Below are 21,577 nucleotides of genomic sequence, written 5' to 3'. Positions count from 1 at the left end.
ACTTATGCAGCTACTACTTATTGAAGATGACACAGCCATTGCCAAGGCTTTAGTTGCAGGGCTGCAACTGCAACATTTCGAGGTGTATCATGCAGCAACTGCTGCCTCTGCCGGGTTGGCAGTTAACGCGTTTAACTTTGATATTGTTATTCTGGATTTAACCTTACCTGACGGTGATGGCATAACCCTGCTGCGCAACTGGCGTGCAGCTAACATGCATACACCGATACTTATTTTATCAGCCAGAGATCAAACTTCAGATAAAGTGCGAGGCCTGCAGCAAGGCGCTGATGATTACCTGCTCAAGCCATTTGACTTTGATGAATTGGTTGCCAGACTGCATTCATTGCTGCGACGCAGCATAGGTAAAGCCAGTGCTATGCTGCAATATGGTGCTTTACAATTTGACCCGTCTGCGATGCAGGTTTATCTGAACAACCAGCCTGTTTCTCTAACCCAAAGAGAAGTGCGTTTACTTGCCAAGTTTATCTACTCACCCAGGCAAATACTGACTACCGCACAACTGGAAGTGGCAATGTCAGGCCACGACAGCGAACTGGAAAGTAATGCGCTAAATGTGCACATTTATCATTTACGCCGCAAACTAGGTGCCGACGTTATAGACACTATCAGAGGCCTGGGCTACCGGTTAGGTTCAGCATTTAGTACCGCCAACATGGCTAAACACGCATGAGTTTAAAGCAGCGCTTGCTGGCTATGTTATTACTGTCATTCACCCTGCTGTGGAGTGTGTCGGCATACTGGCTGTTTGTTGATCTATCAAAACAAATGCAACACACGCTTGATCAGCGTCTGGCCGCGTCTGCCCGTATGGTGGCAGGCTTACTCAATCAGCTCCCTCAGGGCTGGCAACAAAACAGCTCGGCGGTAGAGTTACCAGATATGCCTGCTGTTGCCTGTGAAATAAGCCTGAAAACCGGCGAAGTGCTGCTAAAAACTCATGCCGGGCTAAGTAACAGTATGCGCCAGGCAGACAGCGGCTACAGCTTGCACAATAAAGGTGGTGAAGAATGGAGGGTGTACACGTTAAAAAGTGACGAGCTGGTGATCCGCACCGCAGACCGGATTGCCGAACGTCAGGCATTATCGCGGCAAATTTTGCTTACGGCAGGCCTGCCTTTTATTATTTCGCTCTGCGGTAGCCTACTGCTGGCAGCTTATGGTATCCACCGTGGTTTAAAGCCCTTGCTAGCGCTGAGTGTTAAACTAAAACAGCATAATCCGTTAAGCAGTGCACCTATAGCTATTGCGTCTGCCCCGGCAGAACTAACACCGGTGCTTAATGCACTAAACCATCATCTAGCTTACAGCAGCAGATTGATTAAGCGGGAGCAAGCCTTTGCTGCCAATGCAGCACATGAACTGCGATCCCCGCTTACCGCCATTAAAACCCAGGCGGCAATCAGTAAACAACTTTGCCCACCAGGCCCCGCAGCTGAACATCTACTATTGCTTGGTAACAGTGTTTTGCAATTACAACATACTGTTGAGCAATTACTGCTGCTGGCGCGGTTGGACTCTGCCGAAAACTGGCCGGATGAACCAAGCCAGCCTTTAGCAGAAATTATTGCTCAGTCCTTGTCTAAGCTTAACAAGATAAACCGGGTTGAATGCCTCAATATTGAACCGGTTTACCCTGCGCTACCAGCTGAGCTGGTGAGTGTTATGCTGCGTAATCTGCTGGATAACGCGTTAAAATACAGCCTCAATACTGGCCCGGTTTGTCTTGATACTGAGATTAAGCAATCAGCTTTACACATATATATCAGTGATCCGGGCCCCGGCATTAGCGCGGATGACATTGAGCAGGCCATGCAGCCTTTTTGGCGTAAAGGGCCAATACAGGGCAGTGGCCTTGGACTGACACTGGTACAGAATATTTGCCAACGTTTTAATGCCACACTCAGTTTTAAGCATACCCGGCATGGGTTTACCATTACGCTGACTCTGCCGTTGCAAAGCCACGGATAGCAACGTCACCCCTGACACAGCGGTGCAAACTTAGCGTTGAGTAACGTGCACAAATCTGCTGCGCTTAGCTCAATTTCCAGCCCGCGCCGCCCGGCACTGACATAAATAGTGGCAAACTGCTGCGCCGAACTGTCAATAACGGTAGGCAACAACTTCTTTTGTCCCAGCGGGCTTACACCACCCAATACATAGCCGGTGCTGCGCATAACATCTTGTGCGTTAGCCATATCGGCTTTTTTGGCGCCCAGTGCTTTAGCCGCCAGTTTCATACTTAGCAGCTGATCTACCGGCAATACAGCTACCGCTAACTGTTTTGCATCAAGGCTCAGCACCAGCGTTTTAAACACCTGCTGTGGCAATAAGCCAAGCTTTTCTGCTGCTTCCAGGCCATAAGAAGCGGCAGCTGCATCATGCTGATAGTGATGTAGTTGATGGCTTACCGCCCGTTTTCTTACCAGGTCTATTGCCGGCGTCATAGCGTGCTCACTTTATTTTTTACGTTTTAAATACATGCTCTGCAATATGGAAAAATTAAACACTTAAAACACGCACAATACTAACCGCTTTGTAACCACTTGCGTATTTTTACTGCACCTGACACCAACCTCCTACAACTGTTTTAAATTTAAGCCGTGGTGAAAAACAACACAGAACAAGTTGTATCATGACATTGTTTTTATTAGGATAGCTAAGATAACAAAACAAAATAATTACACATTTTACCGGTTAGCCATACTGTCCGGATCTGGCCTGCGCCCCTTATAACGGAAACACTATGTTAAGTCGTATTAAGCAGTTGTTATTTTTAACTGAGTCAGATCTTAACTCCACTTCTGTTCCGCGATTACAGCAAAGTACCTTAAGAATTATTTTAACCTCCGGGTTATTGCTGGTGCTGACTATTGCTCTGCACAGCTCCTGGCAAGCTTATCAACTGGGTGCCTGGTATATTATTGGCATTACCTCGGGGTTTTATCTGGTACTGCTGCTGGCACTGTATTTTTCTGCACGGTTTTTAGCCATAAGTAAACTGCTGGTACTGGTCGCTGTTTTTGCCGCAGGCCTGTGTATGCTGTTGTTTATTGATAACTTTGAAATATCTAAACTCGGCGTTATTTTTGTCTACACCGCTCCGGTTATTACACTGCTGTTTTTTTCTGCCAGAGCTACATTGGCAGTAATGTTGTTGAATTTTCTACCTTATTTGTACTTAATAAACGGCAATGCTCCGATTAACCTGTTTAATGTTTCTATTACGCTGCCGGCTACCGCAGAATATTTGCACAGCTTGCTGTTTCTGTTTTTTAACCTGTGCATTCCGCTGGCCGTCATGCGTTTAATCAGCACCTTAAAGCGCAACGCCGCCACCTTACAGCAACAAAACATGCAGATAAGTGAAAGCAATCTGCTGTATCAGGATATTTTCAACCACCACAGTAAAGCCACCTTGCTGCTTAGCGCTGATGGCGTGATTTTAAAAGCCAATGCTAAGGCAAGAAGCATTCTTGGTATTAATCATGCCGAACAACGCAATATTATTGAATTACTTAAAGCCACGCAGCCCGGCCAAACGCCGTTCTGGCTGGGGCACGAAACGGAAAGCACCCTGCGCAGCAGCCCGGCAAGCCATATACTGCTGAACCATATATGTCATACACAACAGCAGCATCATCTGGTACAACTGGACGACATTACGCCGTTAAAACAGCTGCACCAAAAACTGTCTGCCAATACCCAAAAAGAAGAGTTGTGGCGCAACTATGATCCACTGACAACCTTGCCTTGCCACAATTTTTTTCTGCAGCTGGTTAAGCAATATGGCGAATGTCCGGCCGGCAGCCTGATGATGATAGTTCGGCTGTGTCACATCAAAGCGTTTAACCATCAACACAGTTATGAAGCCGGCGATGAACTGTTAGCCGTTTTTGCCCGCGAGCTTCGCGCCGCACTGCCGGACCCGGTTATTTGCGCCAGGCTGCGTGGCGTAAAGTTTATTCTGTGGTGCCCGCTGTCAGAGCACAGCACCTCCTTTACCGAAGAAGCGCAGCGCATAAGTCATTTACTGCCTAAAGTGCTTGTATTGTCTGTCGGCACCATGCAACCGGTGTACGAAACCGGCGTAAGCATTTCAAACCAGCCACTGGCCGTGCCGGAGCACATGCGTGAGCAATGCGAGTCGGCCTTAGAGTCAGCAGAGGCCTATGCTAATCCTTTATCTTTTTATCAGGCCGATATACTTGAACAGCGTAATAACGAGCTGCGCTTACTGGCCGAGCTGAAAAAAGCCCTGCAATCGGATACACCTGAGTTGTGGTTACAACCTAAAGTGCATCCGGACGGCAGTATCATCAGTTTTGAAGCCTTGCTGCGCTGGCAAGACAACACCGGTAATTATATTGCACCGGATATACTGGTTGCCCTGGCAGAGCAATACGGCATTATTGTGCAGCTGTCTGCCTGTGTGCTGCGCAAAGCGCTGCTGATCATTGAGCAGTTTAACCGGCAGCAGATACCCTACCCGATAGCCATAAATCTGGCCGGCTCTGACTTACTGGCGAATGAGTTTTACAACACCCTGATTAATGTCGCTACCCACAAACCGGAAGTGCTGCGTATGTTGACGCTGGAATTAACTGAAAACAGCATTGTCAGCCATCAGCAACCATTATTTAATAAGTTACAGGTATTAAACCGGCTGGGCTTTGAGCTGGCACTGGATGATTTTGGTATCGGCCAGGCCTCGCTGAGTATTCTCAGCAAACTGCCGGTAAATTGCATTAAATTAGATAAAAGCTTTTTGCATAAGGTACCGGATGACCAACGGCAAACCCAGTTAATTCAGTCAGTAATGCACATGGCCAAAACACTGAAACTGCAACTGGTGATTGAAGGTGTGGAAACCGATATTCAGCGCCGCTTTTTGCAACGCCTCGGCGCACAGATTATGCAAGGCTACTTTTTTGCCAAACCCATGCCGGTAGAACATTGGTTAAAGCAGCTTAAACCAGCACAGCAAAAAGCCGCTGTTACTGAAGCCTGACGGTTTACTGTTCGGTTTTCCGGGATGAAAACACAGATATTTCGCAATCTTTAAGCTATTGCGTAGTAAGATTATCGCACGTAACCTGAGCAGCAGTTTAGGCAAAAAGGTACAACGTAATGACCTCATCTTTGGCGCCGGTATTTTATCTGCCGCATGGCGGTGGCCCTTTACCTTTACTTGGCGATCCACAGCACCTGGCGCTGACACAATTTTTAACTCAGCTTGGCAGTAAACTGCCAACCCCGGCCGCGATACTGGTGATCAGTGCGCATTGGGAAAGCCCGCACCCGGCGCTTACGGCGGCGGAAAATCCGGCATTGTTGTTTGATTACTCCGGTTTCCCGGCGCAAAGCTATCAGCTTAGCTACCCGGCACCGGGTGCACCACAACTGGCAGCCCAAATAGCAGACAAACTACAGCAGGCCGGTTTTAGCCCTCAGCTAAATACCGGCCGTGGTTGGGATCATGGTGTTTTTGTGCCACTACTAATGCTGCGCCCGCAAGCTGATATTCCTGTGTTGCAGCTGTCACTGCTAAAAGGATTGGATCCGGCGACACATATTGCTTTGGGTGAAGCAATCAGCTTTTTACGTTCACAAAACGTGATGATTATCGGCTCGGGCATGAGCTTTCATAATATGCAGGCGTTTTTCCGGCCGGATCTGGTCAGTGACAATCAGGTTTCTGAATTTAATCAGTATTTAATCGACAGCCTGCAACCACAGCACAGTTACGCTGACCAGGCACAACGGCTGATTAACTGGCAACAGGCGCCCCATGCCCGGCTAATACACCCGCGCGAAGAGCATCTGCTACCGCTGCATGTGTGTTTTGGTGCCGCTAAAGGCGCTACTGCGCAAGTACTGTTTAACGACAAGGTGTTAAACAAGACTGTACTGGCGTTTGGTTGGTAAAACCTCGCCGCTAAAATGCAATAAAGCAGCGCCATACCTGGCACTGCGGCTTTAACGCTGCGTTATTGCACTTTTATCCAACTTGTTTGCTACACCATCAGCCCTTTTGGGCGGCTGGTGTTACGCTAACACGCTCGATATCGGCTTGTATGTTATCCAGTTCAAAATCCAGTTGCACCATTTGCGCCGGATGCAGCTTGCCGGTAGCGGTATACTGCCATTGCGTCAGGGCTCGTAATGCCTCTTTGTCAAACACCTTTTCAGGGCTCGATTTCACAACACTGGCATTGACTACTTTACCTTGTGCATCGACATCAAATTTAATCTGTACATAACCTGAGATCCCCTGCTCTGCAGCTTGCTGTGGGTAACGTGGCTCAATGCGCATAACCGCCGCAAGCTGTTGTGTTTTGCTAACACCCGCCATAACCGGTTGCTGCAGCAATAATGTTGCCCCCATTACCAGTGCCATAGCAGCTAATACTGCCATTCTACTGACACCTTGCTGGCGCTGTAATTGTGTAATGCGTTGTTTCATAGTGTTAAAGTCTCCATAGTGATGAGTAAGCGGCCACCAATTTACTGATGACTGCTGCGCACTGCTTAGTAAGGCATAACCATAAGCAATTCTTTCTGCCTTGCTGGCATTTTTTGTTGCCACTGCATCGCAGGCCAGTTCCTGTGCGTTGCGGTATTGCCGATACGCCAGCCATACCAGCGGGTTAAACCAAAACAGGCTAACCAGCACCAGAGCCAGGTAGTTCAGATGTAAATCACCGCGGCGCCAGTGTGTCAGCTCGTGCTGCAAAATAAGCTGCTGTTGGGTAGCATCAAAGCGGGTAAAGAAATCATGCGGCAATAAAATGCGCGGTACAAAAAGCCCAGTGATATAAGGGCCGCTATTATCATCAGCCTGACGGCAATGCAGTATTGCGGGTGCTAGCTTGAGCGGTGCAGCGCGTAAATACTGCGCCCTGCTACTCAGGTAACTTAACAGTAAGTAAGCGCTGCATAACGCCACACCAAGCATCCACAGCCAAAACAACCAATTTGTCGTACTGACAGCGCTGGAAACCTGTTGCAGCCCAACCTGGTAGCGCTTAATCACGTCGCTGTGAATAGCAACCGGTGAAAAAGAAACCAACATAGTGGTCAACAAAAACACCGGCACCGCCGCCCATAATGCATAAACGCTGCGGGCACCGAGGGGTTTAAGTAACACTTTTTGCGCCAGCAATAATAACAGCAGCAATAGCGTTAAAGGCAGTGACAGTTGCAGCAGATAATCAGTCATTCTTCTGCTCCTGCTCCCATTGTGCAATCAGGCTTTTTAATTGCTGCACATCGTCGGCGTTGAGTTTGTTCTGGCTGGCAAAGCCTGCCACCAGCGGAGCAACCCGACCAGAAAACAAACGGTCAACAAAAGAGCGGCTTTGCTCAAGCTGATAATCCTGTTGTGCCACCAGCGGATAATATAAATAGGCCCTGCCATCTTTATCAAAGCCCAGCGCGCCTTTAGCCACCAAGCGGTTTAATAAGGTTTTTACTGTTTTTTCATGCCAGTCTTTGTCATTACCCAGTGCAGCCACCACATCATTGGCCGATAACGGCTGACGCTGCCACAGCACTTGCATCACACTAAGCTCAGCGTTGCTGATTTCAATCATAAGTTGCCTCAACGATTACACCCGTAATACAAATACTATTACAGATGTAATCAAAGCATGCAAGCTTCAGCTGTTAATTTTTTTATCCCGTACAACTCGCCATCGCTCTCTTATCGTGACTGAACCAGACGCAGCCGATACAATAGCGTTATGTCAGACCAGCGAAATGGTGTCTTATGACCAGTTGGCAAGTTGCCGGTGCCCTGTTGGCAATGCTGTTTATGTTATCTGTTTACCCGCGGGAATTGTTGCCGAAGCTGCGCGATGAGCAAGGCTATCAGCATTTTGTGTTCGCTTCCGTGGTGGCGCTAAGCTTACTCTGGAGTGTGCAGGCCGGTATTAAGGATGGCTTAAACCTGCATTTTCTGCTGCTCACTACTCTGGTGCTGTGTCATGGCTGGCGCATTGCGGTGTGGATTTGTCTGCTGCCCACCTTGCTGTTAGTTTGCTTTGAAAAGCTGCCGTGGCAAGACAGCGGCTTATTTTTACTCAGCACTGTGATACTGCCGGCGCTGTTCAGTTACCTGCTGTTCCTGGCAAGTTACCGCTACCTGAACCGGCATCTGTTTGTGTATATTTTTGTCGCGGGGTTTATTGCCGCAGCGCTGACCATTGTGCTGCAAATTAGCCTGACATCGCTGTGGTTTGGCCTGGAAGGCCGCTATGACTGGCATACGGTTATTAATGATTACTGGCAGTTAGCGCTGTTAATCTGGTTTCCCGAGGCCTTGCTTAACGGCAGCGCTATTACCTTAATGGCGATATACCGGCCGCACTGGTTGCGCACCTTTTATGACCGGGAATATTTGGCTCCGGATAAGTAAAACGCCAGTTGCGGATAAAAAAAAGCCTGCCACAAACCAGGCTTTTTGCTGTATCAGTATTCTTTATGCCGATGCGGTATCCGGCTCGATATCATCTTCTGCGGCTAACTTGTCTTTACTGTGATCTTTGGCAATCAGCATATACACCGACGGCAATACAAACAGCGTAAACAAGGTACCGATGGTCATCCCCAGTACCAATACGATACCGATAGAATTACGCGCTCCGGCACCGGCGCCGGTAGCAAATATCAGTGGTGTATGGCCGGCAATAGTGGCCAGGCTCGTCATCATAACCGGGCGCAAACGTAATACTGACGCTTCGCGTATGGCATCCAGCTTGGCTTTGCCCTGCTCTTGCAGCTTATTGGCAAACTCCACCACTAAGATACCGTTGCGGGCAATAAGGCCGATTAATGTCACCAGGCCCACCTGCGAGTAAATATTTAACGTGCTGGTAAAGGCATCGGTAAAGTGCGGCATCGGTGCCGGTATTTTTAAGAAGGTAAACACTAAGGCACCGAACAGTGCCATCGGCACCGAGCCCAATAAAATTACCATAGGGTCGCGAAAGCTGTTGTACTGCGCCGCTAACACCAGAAAAATCATGGTAATGGCTAACAGGAATGCCGGCAAAAAGGTATTACCTTCACGCTTTAACTGCCGCGATTCACCGGTGTAATCAACGGAATAACTGGCCGGCAGGATTTTTTTCGCTTCAGCTTCCAGATATTGCAGCGTTTCATCCAATGGCTTAATGGTTACAGCGCTGATTTTAACCGCGTTTAACTGCTGCATGCGGTTAATACTGCGCGGCACTGTGCTGTGGCTCAGGCTGGCAATTTGATCGACACGGATCATTTCACCACCAGGACCGGTAATGTACAGATCAGTCAAACTGTCCGGGGTTAAACGCTCGCTGCGTTTTACCTGCGGTATCACTTTGTAACTCTGCCCGGCCATATTAAAGCGGTTAACATAACCACCGCCTAATAAGGTGCCTAAATCGTTAACCACATCACGCATATTCAGCCCTAAATCAGCGACTTTTTCGCGGTCTATATTCAGCAAATACTCGGGTTGATCGACCTTCATATCGATAAGCTGAAACGGAAAGGTGCCGCTTTCGCGCATCACTTTTTCCAGTTGCAGCGCGTAGTCATAAATTTCTTTTGAATTTGCCGTAGAGGTAATAACAAACTCAACTGGGAAATTACCACCGCCAGGCAGTGCCGCCGGCGTAATCGGTAAAATACGCACCCCGGCAATTTGCGATAACTTCTGCTGCACTTCCGGCATCATGTCAAATACCGTGCGCTCACGCTCATCCCATGGTTTGGTAACCATGCCGCCAAAACCGCCGGTCGGAAAGGTGATCTGGAAGGTAAAGTCGGTTTCTTCTACCGACATAAAGGCTTCGTTCACCGCCTTACCGTAAAACGACGATTGATCTACCGTCGAGTTAGCCGGTGAGTCGACAATACCAAATATAACGCCCTGGTCTTCTGTTGGTGCCAGCTCTTTGGGTGACATGCTGTACAGCGGCACACAAAGCGCACTGATACCAATCCAGAACACATAAACACCAATGCGGTTATTCAGGCTTTTATCCAACTGACGGCTGTAAAAATGCTTAAAGCGGTTAAAAATGCCGTCCAGCGGCGCTTTTAAACTGCTGTGTGGTTTGAGCATTTTTGACGCCATCATCGGCGATAAGGTAATAGCAACAATAGCCGAAATGGTTACCGCGCCGGCCAGGGTAATGGCAAATTCACGGAATAAGGTACCGGTTAAGCCGCCCTGCAAACCAATAGGCACATACACAGACACCAGGGTTATGGTCATGGCAATAATGGGCCCACCGAGCTCGCGGGCAGCGACAATAGCGGCTTTAAACGGCTTTAAGCCATCCTGAATATGCCGCTCGATGTTCTCTACCATCACGATGGCATCATCTACCACCAAGCCCACGCTGAGTACTATCGATAGCAAGGTCAGCAAGTTCAGCGAGAAGCCAAACACCTTCATAATAAATACCGCACCAATCAGCGACAACGGAATGGCAACCAACGGGATTAACACTGAGCGGCTAAAGCCAAGGAACAAAAAGATCACAATAACAATAATCAGCAGGGTTTCAGCGAGAGTTTTCAGCACATCATCAATAGCGGCCTGAATATATTTAGTCGCGTCATACGACACTTCACCGGTAAGGCCGGAGGGTAACTCGGATTGGATCAGCGCCATCTCTTCTGTTACGGCTTTAATCACGTCCAGTGAATTGGCCGTGGGCGAGACAAATACGCCCATAAACACCGCCGTTTCACCTGAGTAGTTTACGTTGGTATTGTAATCATCAGCACCCAGTTCAACATCGGCCACATCGGACAACCGCACTACGCCAGCGTCACTCTGGCGTAGCACAATGCGCTTAAACTCATCAACGCTTTTCATGTCGGTATTGGCGCGCAAATTCACCTGGGTATAAGCACCGCGCGTCTGGCCGATAGCCGCTTGTACATTGTTGTCGCTAAGTGCCTGGCGCACATCTGACGCCGTTACACCCAGCGCGGCCATCTGCTCTGGTTTTAACCAAATACGCATAGCAAAAGTACGGCCGCCTAAAATGTCGGCTTTTTGCACCCCGGCAATTGCAATTAAACGCGGCTGCACCGAACGGCTTAAAAACTCGGTAATTTGGTTTTGCTGCAAAATGTCCGAAGAAAAACTTAAATAAGCCGAGGCAAACTGGCTGTCAGCCGCTTCTACCGCAATAGCCGGCAGCTCAGACTCAGGCGGTAATTCGCCGCGTACCTGATTCACCTTAGCGCTGATTTCTGTCATGGCCTTGAGCGGATCATAATTCAGCTGTAAGTGCGCCGTAACGGTCGATACGCCCATGGTGCTTTGCGACTCGATATAGTCGATGCCACCGGCAGAGGCTATAGCCCGTTCTATCGGTGTGGTAATAAAACCGCGTACCAGCTCAGCATTAGCGCCGACATATACAGTAGTAATTTTAATCACGGCAATGTCAGAGCGCGGATACTGCCGCACCGTCATATTGCTCATTGACTGAAAGCCTGCCAGCAAGATAAGTAAGCTGACGACAATGGCCAATACCGGTTTTTTGATAAAAATATCGGTGAATTTCATAATTATCTCAATACGTTATTTTTAAACTAACCGATATCAGGCATCAGCCGGCGTAGGGGTTGTGCTGTACTTTGGCGCCGGGCTGTCGGTTTTAATCACACTTTGGCCGTTAAACAATTTAAATGCACCTGAGGTAACCACTTCATCACCTTGTTTAACGCCTTCGAGGATTTCAACAAAATCGCCGCGCGACGCGCCCAGCCTTACAAACTGCTGTCTGGCTACCAGACCTTCACCTTGTTTGGCTTTTTCAACGACAAAGACCGTGTCGCCATAAGGCGCATAAATCAGCGCTGTTGCCGGTACCACCAACACATCTGACGGCTGCTCTAAAGTTACCTTCACCGTTACCGCCATGCCGGGTACTAAGGCATTGGCTTTGTTATCCAACAGCGACTGCACCACAGCATTACGGGTAGCGCTGTTAAGTTGTGGTGCAATGGCGGTAATTTCGCCTGCCACCAGCACCGCGCCACCATTAACGCTAACGCTTACCGGCAAGCCGATACGCATCACAGGCAATTTGTGTTGCGGTACCGGGAAGTTTACTCTTACCGCGTTACTGGCCTGTAATGACACCACAGCAGCACCCGGCTGTAAATCGGCACCGACATCTACTACCCGAATACCCAAACGGCCGGAGAACGGCGCCCGCAGCACTTTTTTATCTAAAGTAGAACGTAAGCTGTCAACTTCGGCCTGTGCCGAATCCAACTGTTGTTTACTGCCGTCCATTTCGCTTTGGGTGGCAATTTTATCGCGGCGCAGTTCAACCAGACGTTGATAGTTTTGTTGTGCTAAGGTTAAGCGCGCCAATGCAGCCCGCAGCTGAGCTTGCTCGTTACCGGACTCTTGCTCTAACAGCACCGTGCCGGCCTCAACATAAGCACCGTTTTTAAAGCTTATACGCTTCACTTTACCGGATACTTCCGCTGAGATAGTGATACCTTCATCAGCCAATACAGTACCGGTTGCAGTAAAATGATTACTCCAGCTTTGTTGCTCGATTACAGTAGTGCTGACTGACTCCGGCGGCGGCACAAACTGCTCACCCGATTCAATCATCATCACGATTTGATTACCTTTTACCCCGGCCAATACAGCAAACACCACTACCAATAGTATGACGGCGATAACAAAAGCTTTAATTTTATTCATAAATTCAACCAGATAGTGCGTAATAGACAATGGCGTTTATAGTATTAGAACTGTACTGCCAGGCAAACAAAATGCCCCGAACCATTACAGCGCAACGGCGTAATAAGATCAGAGCAAAAGTAACGATAAACATTCTACATTAAGACAGTGATAAAATGATGACAAAAAATGTAACAAAATAGCAGGCACAGCGCAGCAAGCCTGCTTTATTTACAGCTCGGTACTTATTTTCCGGCATTATTGGTTGCCGGCATTATTGGTTAAAAGCCGGACCCGGAAAAAATAATCAGCACACCAATCAGCATAAACACGCCACAGGCACAATAGCGCGCAACATTCAGCGGTATACGTTGTAATAACCAACTGCCGGCATACACTACCGGTACATTAGCCGCCAACATGCCAAGCGTTGTGCCCCAAATAACCCACCAGACTGCATCAGGGAAACTGGCCGCCAGCAGCACCGTCGCAATTTGGGTTTTGTCGCCGATTTCAGCCAGGAAAAATAAGATACAACTGGCGGCAAAGGCGCCGTAACGTAAAACGCCTGTGTCTTCGCTGTCGTCTTTATCCGGAATTAACAGCCACAGCGCCACAGCAATAAAGCTGCCACCAAGCAATGCGCTGTGCCAGCCCTGCGGAATAAACTGCGCCACCCATACGCCAAGCCAGGCTGACGCTGCATGGTTAAGCAAGGTCGCGACCAAAATGCCGGCAATAATGGCGCCTTTAGCGCGAAACCTGGCAGCAAGAAACAGGGAAAGTAACTGGGTTTTATCGCCAATTTCAGCAATAGCCACAGCAGTAAAAGAGGAGAACAGCGCTTCCATCAATAACACCTTAGCGGGAATAACATAAGACACAGAAACGACTCCCGCAGTGGGCCGTTAATGTGTCTTAAGTCTCATCAATTCAGCGGGCGCTGAACGCTGTAACCATGTGCATTGAGGCACAAGTATGTTGACCACAGCGCAACTGCATAATGCAGTTGCAGATTACTCCCTTAAGGACCGGCGCATTCTAATCAGTCTGCCGGCAGCTGTAAAGCACTAATCAGGCCCACACTTTATCGGCCCAGCGTTTGGCGTTAGCGCGCCAGTTGGCCCAACCGGCAGTAAGATTAACCAGGCCCTGGTAAGTTAGCGGCACCAGCACCAGGCTGGTTAGGGTAGAAAACAGCAGGCCGCCGATAATGGCTATCGCCATCGGGGCATAGCTTGGGCCGTCGCCGCCAATTTGCGTACCGCCCAGCGCCAGTGGCAGTAAGCCCAATACGGTGGTTGATACCGTCATCAATATCGGCCGTAACCGCGACTCACACGCCTGAATAATCAGTTCACGCAGCGGCGCTTGCGGGTTATCCTGCCGGTCCTGGTTTATACGGTCTACCAACACTATGCCGTTGTTAACCACTATCCCCATTAACACCAACATACCTATCATGCCCATTATGCCCATGGTGGTGCCGGTAAACATAAAGGTCCAGAACACGCCTGCCAGAGAAAACAGTAGGGAGCCGATAACTGCAGTAGGCAATAACAGCGACTCGAATAAGGCGGCCATAACGATGTAAATCATGGCCACGGCCAGTAACATATTGACTACCATTACTTGCTGCGACTCGTCCTGACGCTGAAAACCACCCTGAAATGACCAGCGATAACCCGGCGGCAACGCCAGCTGATCCATCACTTTTTTAATGTCTTCACGGGCGGTGTCCATTTTGTAGTCTTTGGCCAAATTCATCCGTACCGCTATGCCGGTTTGCCGGTCAAAACGGCGAATTTGATCCAACCGTGGTGCTATTTTCAGTGTCGCCAGCTGCTGCAGGCTGATTACCACGCCGTCTTTAGTTAAAATGGGTAACGCCGAAAGCTCAGCAAACGAATGGCTGACTTTCTCATCGTACAATACCCGCATTAACAGCTCGCCCTGCTCTGCGCTGCGATAAGTACGTAAATTAGTCCCGCGCAGGGCCAGTGCTACGGCACCGGCAACTTGTTGTGCTGTTAAACCATGGCGCTGCAGTTGCTCCAGTTGCAGGGTTATTTGAATTTCCCGCTGCCCTTGGGCAATTTCAGAGCTGACATCCTCCAGGCCTTTAACGGCGGCCAGCATTGGCTCAATATCTGTGGCCAGCGCCATTAAAACTTCCGTAGAGCTGCCCAGCAAATGTACTTCCAAGCCGCCGTTATCACCCCAACCAAAAGACGGTTTTGATCGCACCAGCGCCGGCCAGTCTTTGCGGATATTCTCTTTTAATTGCGCTAATGGTTGGCTTAACTGCTCTTTGAGAATAATGATTGAATTAGCGTAGCCGGCACGGTAATAGCTGTACACCGACGCAATATCAAAACGCTCTTTATTGGCATACAAATAGGCTTCCATAATGCTGACTTCCGCCTCAACTTCAGCCAGCGCATAGTTACCCTGCACGTTGTAGTTTAAAAAAATACGACCACTGTCTTCATTGTCATCGTCACCGCCGGACACCGCGCCCATCGGGATGACGATACTGCACAGCAACAGTACCGCACACAGTGCCGACCAGCGCGGATGATACATCACCCAACGCAGCACCTTAGAGTAGCGTGCTTCAAATGCACCGGCTCTATCCGGCGCATTGTTCTGCTGTTGCGGCTGCATTTTTAAGCCGGTGGTGAGCAGCGGGATCAAGGTTAGCGCCATCACCAGGCTTACCGCCAAACACAAGCAAATTGCGATGGCGACATGCTCAAGAAAAATAGTCAGCTCCATTTTCTGGCCGACAATATTAGGTAAGAACACGATGGCCGTTGTGGCGGTGCCGGCAACTACCGCCAGGCTTACCCTGCGCACCCCGCGTGCAGTAGCGGCTTTTACATCGCCACCCGCCGCCCGTTCACGAAAAATGCTTTCGGTCACCACCACAGCGTTATCTACCAGCATACCGATAGCCAGCATCAGGCCCATCATGCTTAAGATATTCAGGCTATAGCCAAGAAAATACATCAGCCCCAGCGCAATACAAATAGACACCGGTACAGCCAGCACCACCACCATAGTGGTACCGATATGACGTAAAAACAGATATAACACAGCAAAGGATAATAATGCGCCGATACCACCGGCGCTGAGTAAATCTGCCAGCGAGGTGGTTACGCCTTTGGCGGTATCATCCATTATGTATAAGCTGATGCCGTTAAACGCCGGATCTTTATCTGCCGCTTCTACCACCGCCAGCGCCGCTTTAGCCACCTCAACCAGGTTGGCACCGGACTCTTTAAACACATTCATGCCTACCGCATAGGTTTGATCCAGATGACGGCCGTCCTCACGCTTTGGTAACTCCAACTGCACCGTGGCGACCTCGCGCAAGCTTAAACCGGGCCGCAGCGGCAACGCAGCGATCTGCTCCAGATCGCGGTATTCGCCCACCGGCTTTACCAAAATGCTGTTTGTACTGTTGCGCAGCTCTCCGGCTGTCATAGCAAAGTTATTGCTTTGCAACATGCTGACAACAGCAGTAGCGTCAATATTTAATGCCCGCATTTTGTCAGGGTTAAGCCTGATAACTACCTGGCGTTTTTCCACGCCATACAGTTCCACCTTAGATACGCCCTGCACCCGTTCCAGCGGGCGTTTTATCTGGCGCTCCAGCAGGTCGTAAGCCATGGCCAGGTCGCGCTCACTGGAAATACGCAGTTGAAAAATCGGCATATCATTGGTGTTAAACTGAAACACCAGTACCCGTTCGACATCTTTTGGCAATAAATGCCGGATACTGTCCAGCCGCTCGCGCACTTCAATGCTTTTACTGCTGATGTTCTCTTCCCAGTTAAACTCCAGCGACAGCTCAGCGCTGTTCTCATTTGACCAGGAGCGCATCTGCTTAATGCCGGTAACCGTAGCCAGTGCTTCCTCCAGTGGCCTTGTGATTAAGCGTTCAATTTCGGTAGGGGTGGCGTTGTTGTACGGCACATTAATAAAGATTTGCGGAATATCAATGCCGGGGAATTTCTCCAGTGGCAGCATGCGGCTGGCGATAATACCAAACACCAGCATCGACAAAAATAACATGCAAATGGTCACCGGCCGCGTTAGCGCAAACCGGGTAATGGCTAAAGGCTGCTGGTTCATACGCCGGTCTCCTGCGCCACATGTACCGCAGATGGCGCCGCGTCACGGCTTACCAGTGCATACAATACCGGGATAAACAACAGTGTCAGCATAGTGGCCAGCGCCAGGCCAAAGATCACCGTGATCGCCATCGGCGCGCGAATTTCACTGCCATCACCGGTACCCAGTGCCATCGGCAGCAAACCTAAAATGGTGGTAAGGGTAGTCATTAATACCGGTCGTAACCGGCTGGCGCCGGCCTCAATAACGGCCGGCTGCAACGCCATGCCCTCGCCACGCAGCTGATTAATACGGTCTATCAATACTATGGCGTTATTTACCACTATCCCGGCCAGCATAATCAGACCTATAAACACGATTACCGACAACCGCGTATCGGTTAGCCACAAGCCTAAAATAGCACCTGCAGCTGCCAGCGGTACGGTAAACAGAATTAACAGCGGCTGCAGCAAATTTTCAAACTGCGACGCCATCACCAGGTACACCAAAAACACCGCCAACAACAAGGCCATCGTCAATGAGGTATAAGCGCGCTGCATCTCTTCGCTTTGGCCCATCACTGCAGCCGTAACACCATAGGGCAAAGATTGGCCGGCTAAAATCGCAGCGGCGCTTTGTGTTGCCTGCTCCAGGTCACCAAAGGCCAGGTTCGCACTCACCAGAGCGACACGTTGCTGGCCAATCCGCGTAATTTCACTCGGGCCGGTTTCACGCTTTATTTCAGCAACCGCTGACAACGGCAGTGGTTTGTTGCTGCCGGGGTTAATGATCAACTGCGCTAACTGTTGCTCTGACTGCCGGTACTGCTCAGCTAACCGCACGCGGATATCCACTTTACGGTCGTTAACCGAATACTGCCCCGCCAGCTCGCCGCCGACATAGGCCGCGACCCGTTTAGCCACATCATGTGAAGTCAGGCCAAGTTGCGATAACAAACCGTGGTTAAAGTACAGCGTGATCTCCGGCTGGCCCGGCCGCAGGCTGGTTTTCACATCGGTAAAACGCGGATCGCCGGCCAGTGCGGTTACCAGGCCATCGGCCGCCGTTTTCAGCTGCGCTAATTCATAACCGGACAACTCTATTTCCAGCGGCGTGGAGAAACTAAACAACTGCGGCCGGTCAATTTTTACTGTGACATCCGGTTGTTGTGCCAGATAATCGCGCAATGTACCGATAACCAGCTGCTCTTGCTCAGCACTGCTGCCGGGCTGTAAGACTATATTTAACCGGCCCCAGTGGCTACCGCCGATATCGGGATCTACTGTCATCTGCGCACCGGTACCGGCCTGCGCATAGCTGCGTTTTACTGCCGTTTGCTCAGCGGCCAACAGCGCCAGTTGCTTCAGCACCTTATCGGTTTGCTCAATAGCACTACCCACCGGTAATTGCACTTCAACATAAAACTCGCCCTGGCTCATCGCCGGGATCACGTCGGCACCTAAACGCGGTAACAATAAAAAACAACCGCCGGCGATAAGCAATGTCAGGCCAATAGTCAGCGCTTTGGCCGCCAGCGCCGCCTGCAGCGCTATACGGTAAAAGGCTTCAATAACACTCAGCAGCCATTGCACCAGCCGCAACAGCGGTTTAAACAACAACGCCAGACCACGGCTGATTACACGAAACACCAGGGTTGCTGCGGTGACCAATAACATCAATAAGCCACGCAGCGCTTGCCCCAACATACGCAGTGGCCATGTTGGCCAGTAATACCAGCGCCGTGGTTCAACCGCAGCCGTAGCCGGCACCACCGGTGCAGGTATAGCTTTGCCGGCATATTCGCGGGCAGCCATAGTCGGTATCAATGTAAGCGCCACCACCAGCGATGCCAGCAACGCAAATGTCACCGTTAACGCCTGGTCACGAAACAACTGGCCGGCAATACCTTCAACAAATACCAGTGGAAAAAACACCGCCACAGTGGTTAAGGTAGAGGCGGTAATGGCCATAGCCACTTCCCGTGTGCCGGTTTTTGCCGCTTCAAACGCCGGTTTGCCCTGCTCTTTGTGTCTGGCAATGTTTTCCAGTACCACTATGGCGTTATCAACCAGCAAACCTACCGCCAGGGCGATACCGCCCAGGCTCATCATATTCAGCGTAATACCCTGACCGTACATCAAATTAAAGGTCGCGATAACTGACACCGGAATAGATATCGAGATAATCAGCGTGGCCCAGACATTACGCAAAAACAGATACAGCACCAGCATAGCCAGCAAACCGCCGATAACCGCCGCCGATTTTACTTCGTCTATAGCTTGCTTAATAAACTCTGACTGGTCATACACCAGAGTTAAGCGGTAACCGGCCGGCAGCGCTTTTTCCAACTGCGGCAATTGTGCCAGCAGCGTTTTCGCGACCTGTACCGTATTGGCATCACCTTCTTTATATACTGCTACTTCAATGGCTTCTTTACCGTCAACATAGGTAATACTTTGCCGGTCAACAAAGCTGTCGCGTACTTCGGCCACATCTTTTAACCGTACCTGGCTGCCGTTAACCTGCGCCACGTACAGATTTTCAATCTGCTTTAAATCTTCGAACTGATTAATGGTACGCACTAAATAGTCATAACTGCTGGTTTCCAGCCGGCCGCCGGCCTGGTTCAGGTTTTCTTCGCGTAAACGTTCGGTTATATGGCTGATATCCAGTTGCAGTTGGCTGAGCTTTTGCGGGTCAACCAGAATTTGAATTTCCTGGCTTAAGCCGCCATCGGGCCGCACCGCGGCCACACCGGGTAAAGACTCCAGCGCGCGGCGTAAATCTTCTTCGGCAAAGGTACGTAAACTAACCAATTGCGCCGGGTTTAACGCTTCACCGGCATTTTCACGGCTTAGCGCCAGCCGCACTATAGGGTCGAGGTTGGGGTTAAAACGCAGCAACAGCGGCTTTTCAATTTCCAGCGGCAGAAACAGTACATCGAGCTTTTCGCGCACTTCCAGCGCCGCCACGTCCATGTCGGTGCCCCAATCAAACTCCATTACCACATCAGAGCGGCCGGAGCGCGATACCGATTGCACCTTGCGCACGCCTTTAACAATGCCTACGGCTTCTTCAATCGGCTTGCTGACCAACTGCTCGACTTCAGCCGGTGCAGCGCCAATAAATTCGGTACGAACTGTTAATGACGGATAGGATAAATCCGGCAGTAAATTCACGGCCAGGCGGCCGGCAGCCACCAAACCAAAGAGTAAAATACCCAGGGTAAACATCCAGATAGTAACGGGGCGGGTTACAGCTATATCGACCAGCTTCATAGCATCAAGTCCTGTGAGCGTTATTATTATTGTCTTAGTTAAATTGAGTTATCTGCGCTGGTAAGAACCGGTTTACCCACACCAACACGCCGTAAACCCATCCCTGGGGGCTCGATTATAAACTTCATCCTTGAAGTTTATCCTACGGACCAGCTTCGCTGTTCAAATTCGTTCCTGACGAATTTGTCAGCATCCGGGCCTGCAACGGTTGGCTTAGGGTAAACCGGTTCTTACTGAAAAGTCCGCCGGTTAAAACTCGCGAACAGTAACCACATTAACCAGGGCTTCATCTTTCAGTGCAGACTGACCGGCAATAACCACTTGTTCACCAGGTGCCAGGCCGGACAATACTTCAACGGTATCGTCGGCCTGATAACCCAGATGAACCTGCTTGCGGCTGACTTTATTCTCGCTGTCGATAACAAACACGGTTTGGTTGTTATCTGTGCTCATCAGAGCGCGTTTGGGCAGCAATAACGCATTGGCTTTTACATCAAACTGTAATTGCACCTGAGCAAACATACCGGGTTTTAGCAGTTGCTGAGCATTTGCCACTTTTAATATGGCACGCACTGTACCTGAGGCAGCGTCTACCACCGGTGAAATACGTACCAGCTCTGCTGTTACCGGTGTCATGCCGGCAAATTGCAATAAGGCATTTTGGCCAACCCGCGCCTGTGCCAGTTGCTGCTCCGGTAAATGCACTACCGCTTCCAGTTGTTGGTTAGACACGATGTGAAACAATGACTGCGTAGCATGCTGATTAATCAGCTGGCCCACTTTAGCGTAGCGGCGTGATACCACACCGTCGATAGGCGCACGAATATCGGTTTCCCGCAGTGCCAGCTCAGCCATGTTTACGCTGGCCTGCAGAGCGTCATATTGCCATTGCAGCTTTTCAAACACGTCGGCGCTGATTAATTTACGCTGAAACATTTCTTCCATGCGTTTTAACTCGCTGCCAAGCCGGCTTAATTCTGCTTGTTCTTTGTTCAGGCTGTATTGCTGGCGTTCATTGTCTAACTGCGCCAACAACTGGCCGGCGACAACCTTATCGCCCTCTTCCACTAAAATTTTCTGCACTATGCCGGTAGCTTTACTAATCACTTCTGCTTCGGCACGCGCCTCTAAGGTCGCGGTAGTGCGGTAGCTGCTACTGATCTCGCCCTGCCGCGCCAGTGTTGCTTCCACCGGAATGGCGATAACAGCCTCAGCCGTCGTGGCGGCCGTTGAGCTGTTGGCCTGGTTACAACCGGATAACAACACGCTGGCCAAAATGGCAGCAGCAGCGGTAAGGGTAAAACTGTGTGACGTTTTCATGATTCATCCTTTGGAAAACTAAAAACTGAGCAAGTTATAATTGCTAATGCAGCAGCCGTGCCAGCCATGATTATCGTTAATTCATTAATAATTTCAACTACATAAAACAAATTCATTTTGGTTATCG

At 49.9% G+C, this 21,577-nt stretch carries 14 protein-coding genes; 5 read left to right on the top strand and 9 right to left on the bottom strand.

What is annotated here, in order from left to right; all coding sequences use genetic code 11:
* Positions 1–4: 4 nt before the first annotated feature.
* Together HRH59_RS02530 and HRH59_RS02525 are read left to right on the top strand one after the other, a co-directional pair.
* A complete protein-coding gene (locus tag HRH59_RS02530; RefSeq protein WP_173499699.1) occupies positions 5–694 on the top strand; it encodes a response regulator transcription factor in 690 nt (229 codons plus the stop codon).
* Positions 691–1,992: a sensor histidine kinase gene (locus HRH59_RS02525; RefSeq protein WP_173499698.1), complete on the top strand. Its 1,302-nt coding sequence runs from the start codon at positions 691–693 to the stop codon at positions 1,990–1,992. The genes HRH59_RS02530 and HRH59_RS02525 overlap by 4 nt, the downstream gene beginning before the upstream one ends.
* A 5-nt stretch (positions 1,993–1,997) precedes the next feature.
* Here the strand turns inward: HRH59_RS02525 and ybaK are convergent, their stop codons facing one another.
* Positions 1,998–2,468: a Cys-tRNA(Pro) deacylase gene (gene ybaK / locus HRH59_RS02520; protein WP_173499697.1), complete on the bottom strand. Its 471-nt coding sequence runs from the start codon at positions 2,466–2,468 to the stop codon at positions 1,998–2,000.
* 299 nt (positions 2,469–2,767) lie between these two features.
* Here ybaK and HRH59_RS02515 point away from each other — a divergent pair, with 299 nt between their 5' ends.
* Together HRH59_RS02515 and HRH59_RS02510 are read left to right on the top strand one after the other, a co-directional pair.
* Complete coding sequence (locus HRH59_RS02515) at positions 2,768–5,032, top strand: EAL domain-containing protein (RefSeq protein WP_173499696.1); 2,265 nt, start codon at positions 2,768–2,770, stop codon at positions 5,030–5,032.
* 119 nt (positions 5,033–5,151) lie between these two features.
* Positions 5,152–5,949: a DODA-type extradiol aromatic ring-opening family dioxygenase gene (locus tag HRH59_RS02510; protein WP_173499695.1), complete on the top strand. Its 798-nt coding sequence runs from the start codon at positions 5,152–5,154 to the stop codon at positions 5,947–5,949.
* Between the two features lie 97 nt (positions 5,950–6,046).
* On the opposite strand, the gene HRH59_RS02505 is transcribed toward HRH59_RS02510, so the two are convergent.
* Positions 6,047–7,243, bottom strand: coding sequence for a M56 family metallopeptidase (locus HRH59_RS02505; RefSeq protein ID WP_173499694.1), 1,197 nt, complete (start codon positions 7,241–7,243; stop codon positions 6,047–6,049).
* Positions 7,236–7,616 (bottom strand): BlaI/MecI/CopY family transcriptional regulator, encoded by a 381-nt coding sequence (locus HRH59_RS02500; protein WP_173499693.1) that lies wholly within the window; start codon positions 7,614–7,616, stop codon positions 7,236–7,238. Before HRH59_RS02500 ends, HRH59_RS02505 begins: the two co-directional genes overlap by 8 nt.
* Positions 7,617–7,792: 176 nt before the next feature.
* Between HRH59_RS02500 and HRH59_RS02495 the strand changes: the two genes are divergently transcribed.
* Positions 7,793–8,440, top strand: a complete 648-nt coding sequence (locus HRH59_RS02495) for an energy-coupling factor ABC transporter permease (protein WP_173499692.1) — start codon at positions 7,793–7,795, stop codon at positions 8,438–8,440.
* 63 nt (positions 8,441–8,503) lie between these two features.
* On the opposite strand, the gene HRH59_RS02490 is transcribed toward HRH59_RS02495, so the two are convergent.
* From HRH59_RS02490 to HRH59_RS02465, 6 genes are all read right to left on the bottom strand, one after another.
* Positions 8,504–11,596, bottom strand: coding sequence for an efflux RND transporter permease subunit (locus tag HRH59_RS02490; RefSeq protein ID WP_173499691.1), 3,093 nt, complete (start codon positions 11,594–11,596; stop codon positions 8,504–8,506).
* Between the two features lie 36 nt (positions 11,597–11,632).
* The gene (locus HRH59_RS02485) at positions 11,633–12,754 is read right to left on the bottom strand and encodes an efflux RND transporter periplasmic adaptor subunit (RefSeq protein ID WP_173499690.1); all 1,122 of its coding nucleotides are present in this window, start codon (positions 12,752–12,754) and stop codon (positions 11,633–11,635) included.
* Positions 12,755–13,014: 260 nt separating this feature from the next.
* Positions 13,015–13,617 (bottom strand): TMEM165/GDT1 family protein, encoded by a 603-nt coding sequence (locus HRH59_RS02480; RefSeq protein WP_456239043.1) that lies wholly within the window; start codon positions 13,615–13,617, stop codon positions 13,015–13,017.
* A gap of 190 nt (positions 13,618–13,807) precedes the next feature.
* Positions 13,808–16,873, bottom strand: a complete 3,066-nt coding sequence (locus HRH59_RS02475) for an efflux RND transporter permease subunit (protein ID WP_173499689.1) — start codon at positions 16,871–16,873, stop codon at positions 13,808–13,810.
* Positions 16,870–20,130 carry an efflux RND transporter permease subunit gene (locus tag HRH59_RS02470; protein ID WP_173499688.1) on the bottom strand — a complete coding sequence of 1,087 codons (3,261 nt, stop codon included), beginning with the start codon at positions 20,128–20,130 and terminating at the stop codon, positions 16,870–16,872. The genes HRH59_RS02475 and HRH59_RS02470 overlap by 4 nt, the downstream gene beginning before the upstream one ends.
* A gap of 249 nt (positions 20,131–20,379) precedes the next feature.
* Positions 20,380–21,450, bottom strand: coding sequence for an efflux RND transporter periplasmic adaptor subunit (locus tag HRH59_RS02465; protein ID WP_173499687.1), 1,071 nt, complete (start codon positions 21,448–21,450; stop codon positions 20,380–20,382).
* Positions 21,451–21,577 lie beyond the last annotated feature (127 nt).

The organism is Rheinheimera lutimaris, from assembly GCF_013283795.1.
GTDB lineage: Bacteria > Pseudomonadota > Gammaproteobacteria > Enterobacterales > Alteromonadaceae > Alishewanella > Alishewanella lutimaris.
The sequence above is the reverse complement of the archived record's forward strand: the minus strand, read 5'-3'. Positions and strand labels throughout refer to the sequence as shown.

Excerpts from the sequence above, each read along its gene's own strand:
- HRH59_RS02530 (WP_173499699.1), top strand. The coding sequence starts at position 5 with ATGCAGCTACTACTTATTGAAGATGACACAGCCATTGCCAAGGCTTTA.
- HRH59_RS02525 (WP_173499698.1), top strand. The coding sequence starts at position 691 with ATGAGTTTAAAGCAGCGCTTGCTGGCTATGTTATTACTGTCATTCACC.
- ybaK (WP_173499697.1), bottom strand. The coding sequence starts at position 2,468 with ATGACGCCGGCAATAGACCTGGTAAGAAAACGGGCGGTAAGCCATCAA.
- HRH59_RS02515 (WP_173499696.1), top strand. The coding sequence starts at position 2,768 with ATGTTAAGTCGTATTAAGCAGTTGTTATTTTTAACTGAGTCAGATCTT.
- HRH59_RS02510 (WP_173499695.1), top strand. The coding sequence starts at position 5,152 with ATGACCTCATCTTTGGCGCCGGTATTTTATCTGCCGCATGGCGGTGGC.
- HRH59_RS02505 (WP_173499694.1), bottom strand. The coding sequence starts at position 7,243 with ATGACTGATTATCTGCTGCAACTGTCACTGCCTTTAACGCTATTGCTG.
- HRH59_RS02500 (WP_173499693.1), bottom strand. The coding sequence starts at position 7,616 with ATGATTGAAATCAGCAACGCTGAGCTTAGTGTGATGCAAGTGCTGTGG.
- HRH59_RS02495 (WP_173499692.1), top strand. The coding sequence starts at position 7,793 with ATGACCAGTTGGCAAGTTGCCGGTGCCCTGTTGGCAATGCTGTTTATG.
- HRH59_RS02490 (WP_173499691.1), bottom strand. The coding sequence starts at position 11,596 with ATGAAATTCACCGATATTTTTATCAAAAAACCGGTATTGGCCATTGTC.
- HRH59_RS02485 (WP_173499690.1), bottom strand. The coding sequence starts at position 12,754 with ATGAATAAAATTAAAGCTTTTGTTATCGCCGTCATACTATTGGTAGTG.
- HRH59_RS02475 (WP_173499689.1), bottom strand. The coding sequence starts at position 16,873 with ATGAACCAGCAGCCTTTAGCCATTACCCGGTTTGCGCTAACGCGGCCG.
- HRH59_RS02470 (WP_173499688.1), bottom strand. The coding sequence starts at position 20,130 with ATGAAGCTGGTCGATATAGCTGTAACCCGCCCCGTTACTATCTGGATG.
- HRH59_RS02465 (WP_173499687.1), bottom strand. The coding sequence starts at position 21,450 with ATGAAAACGTCACACAGTTTTACCCTTACCGCTGCTGCTGCCATTTTG.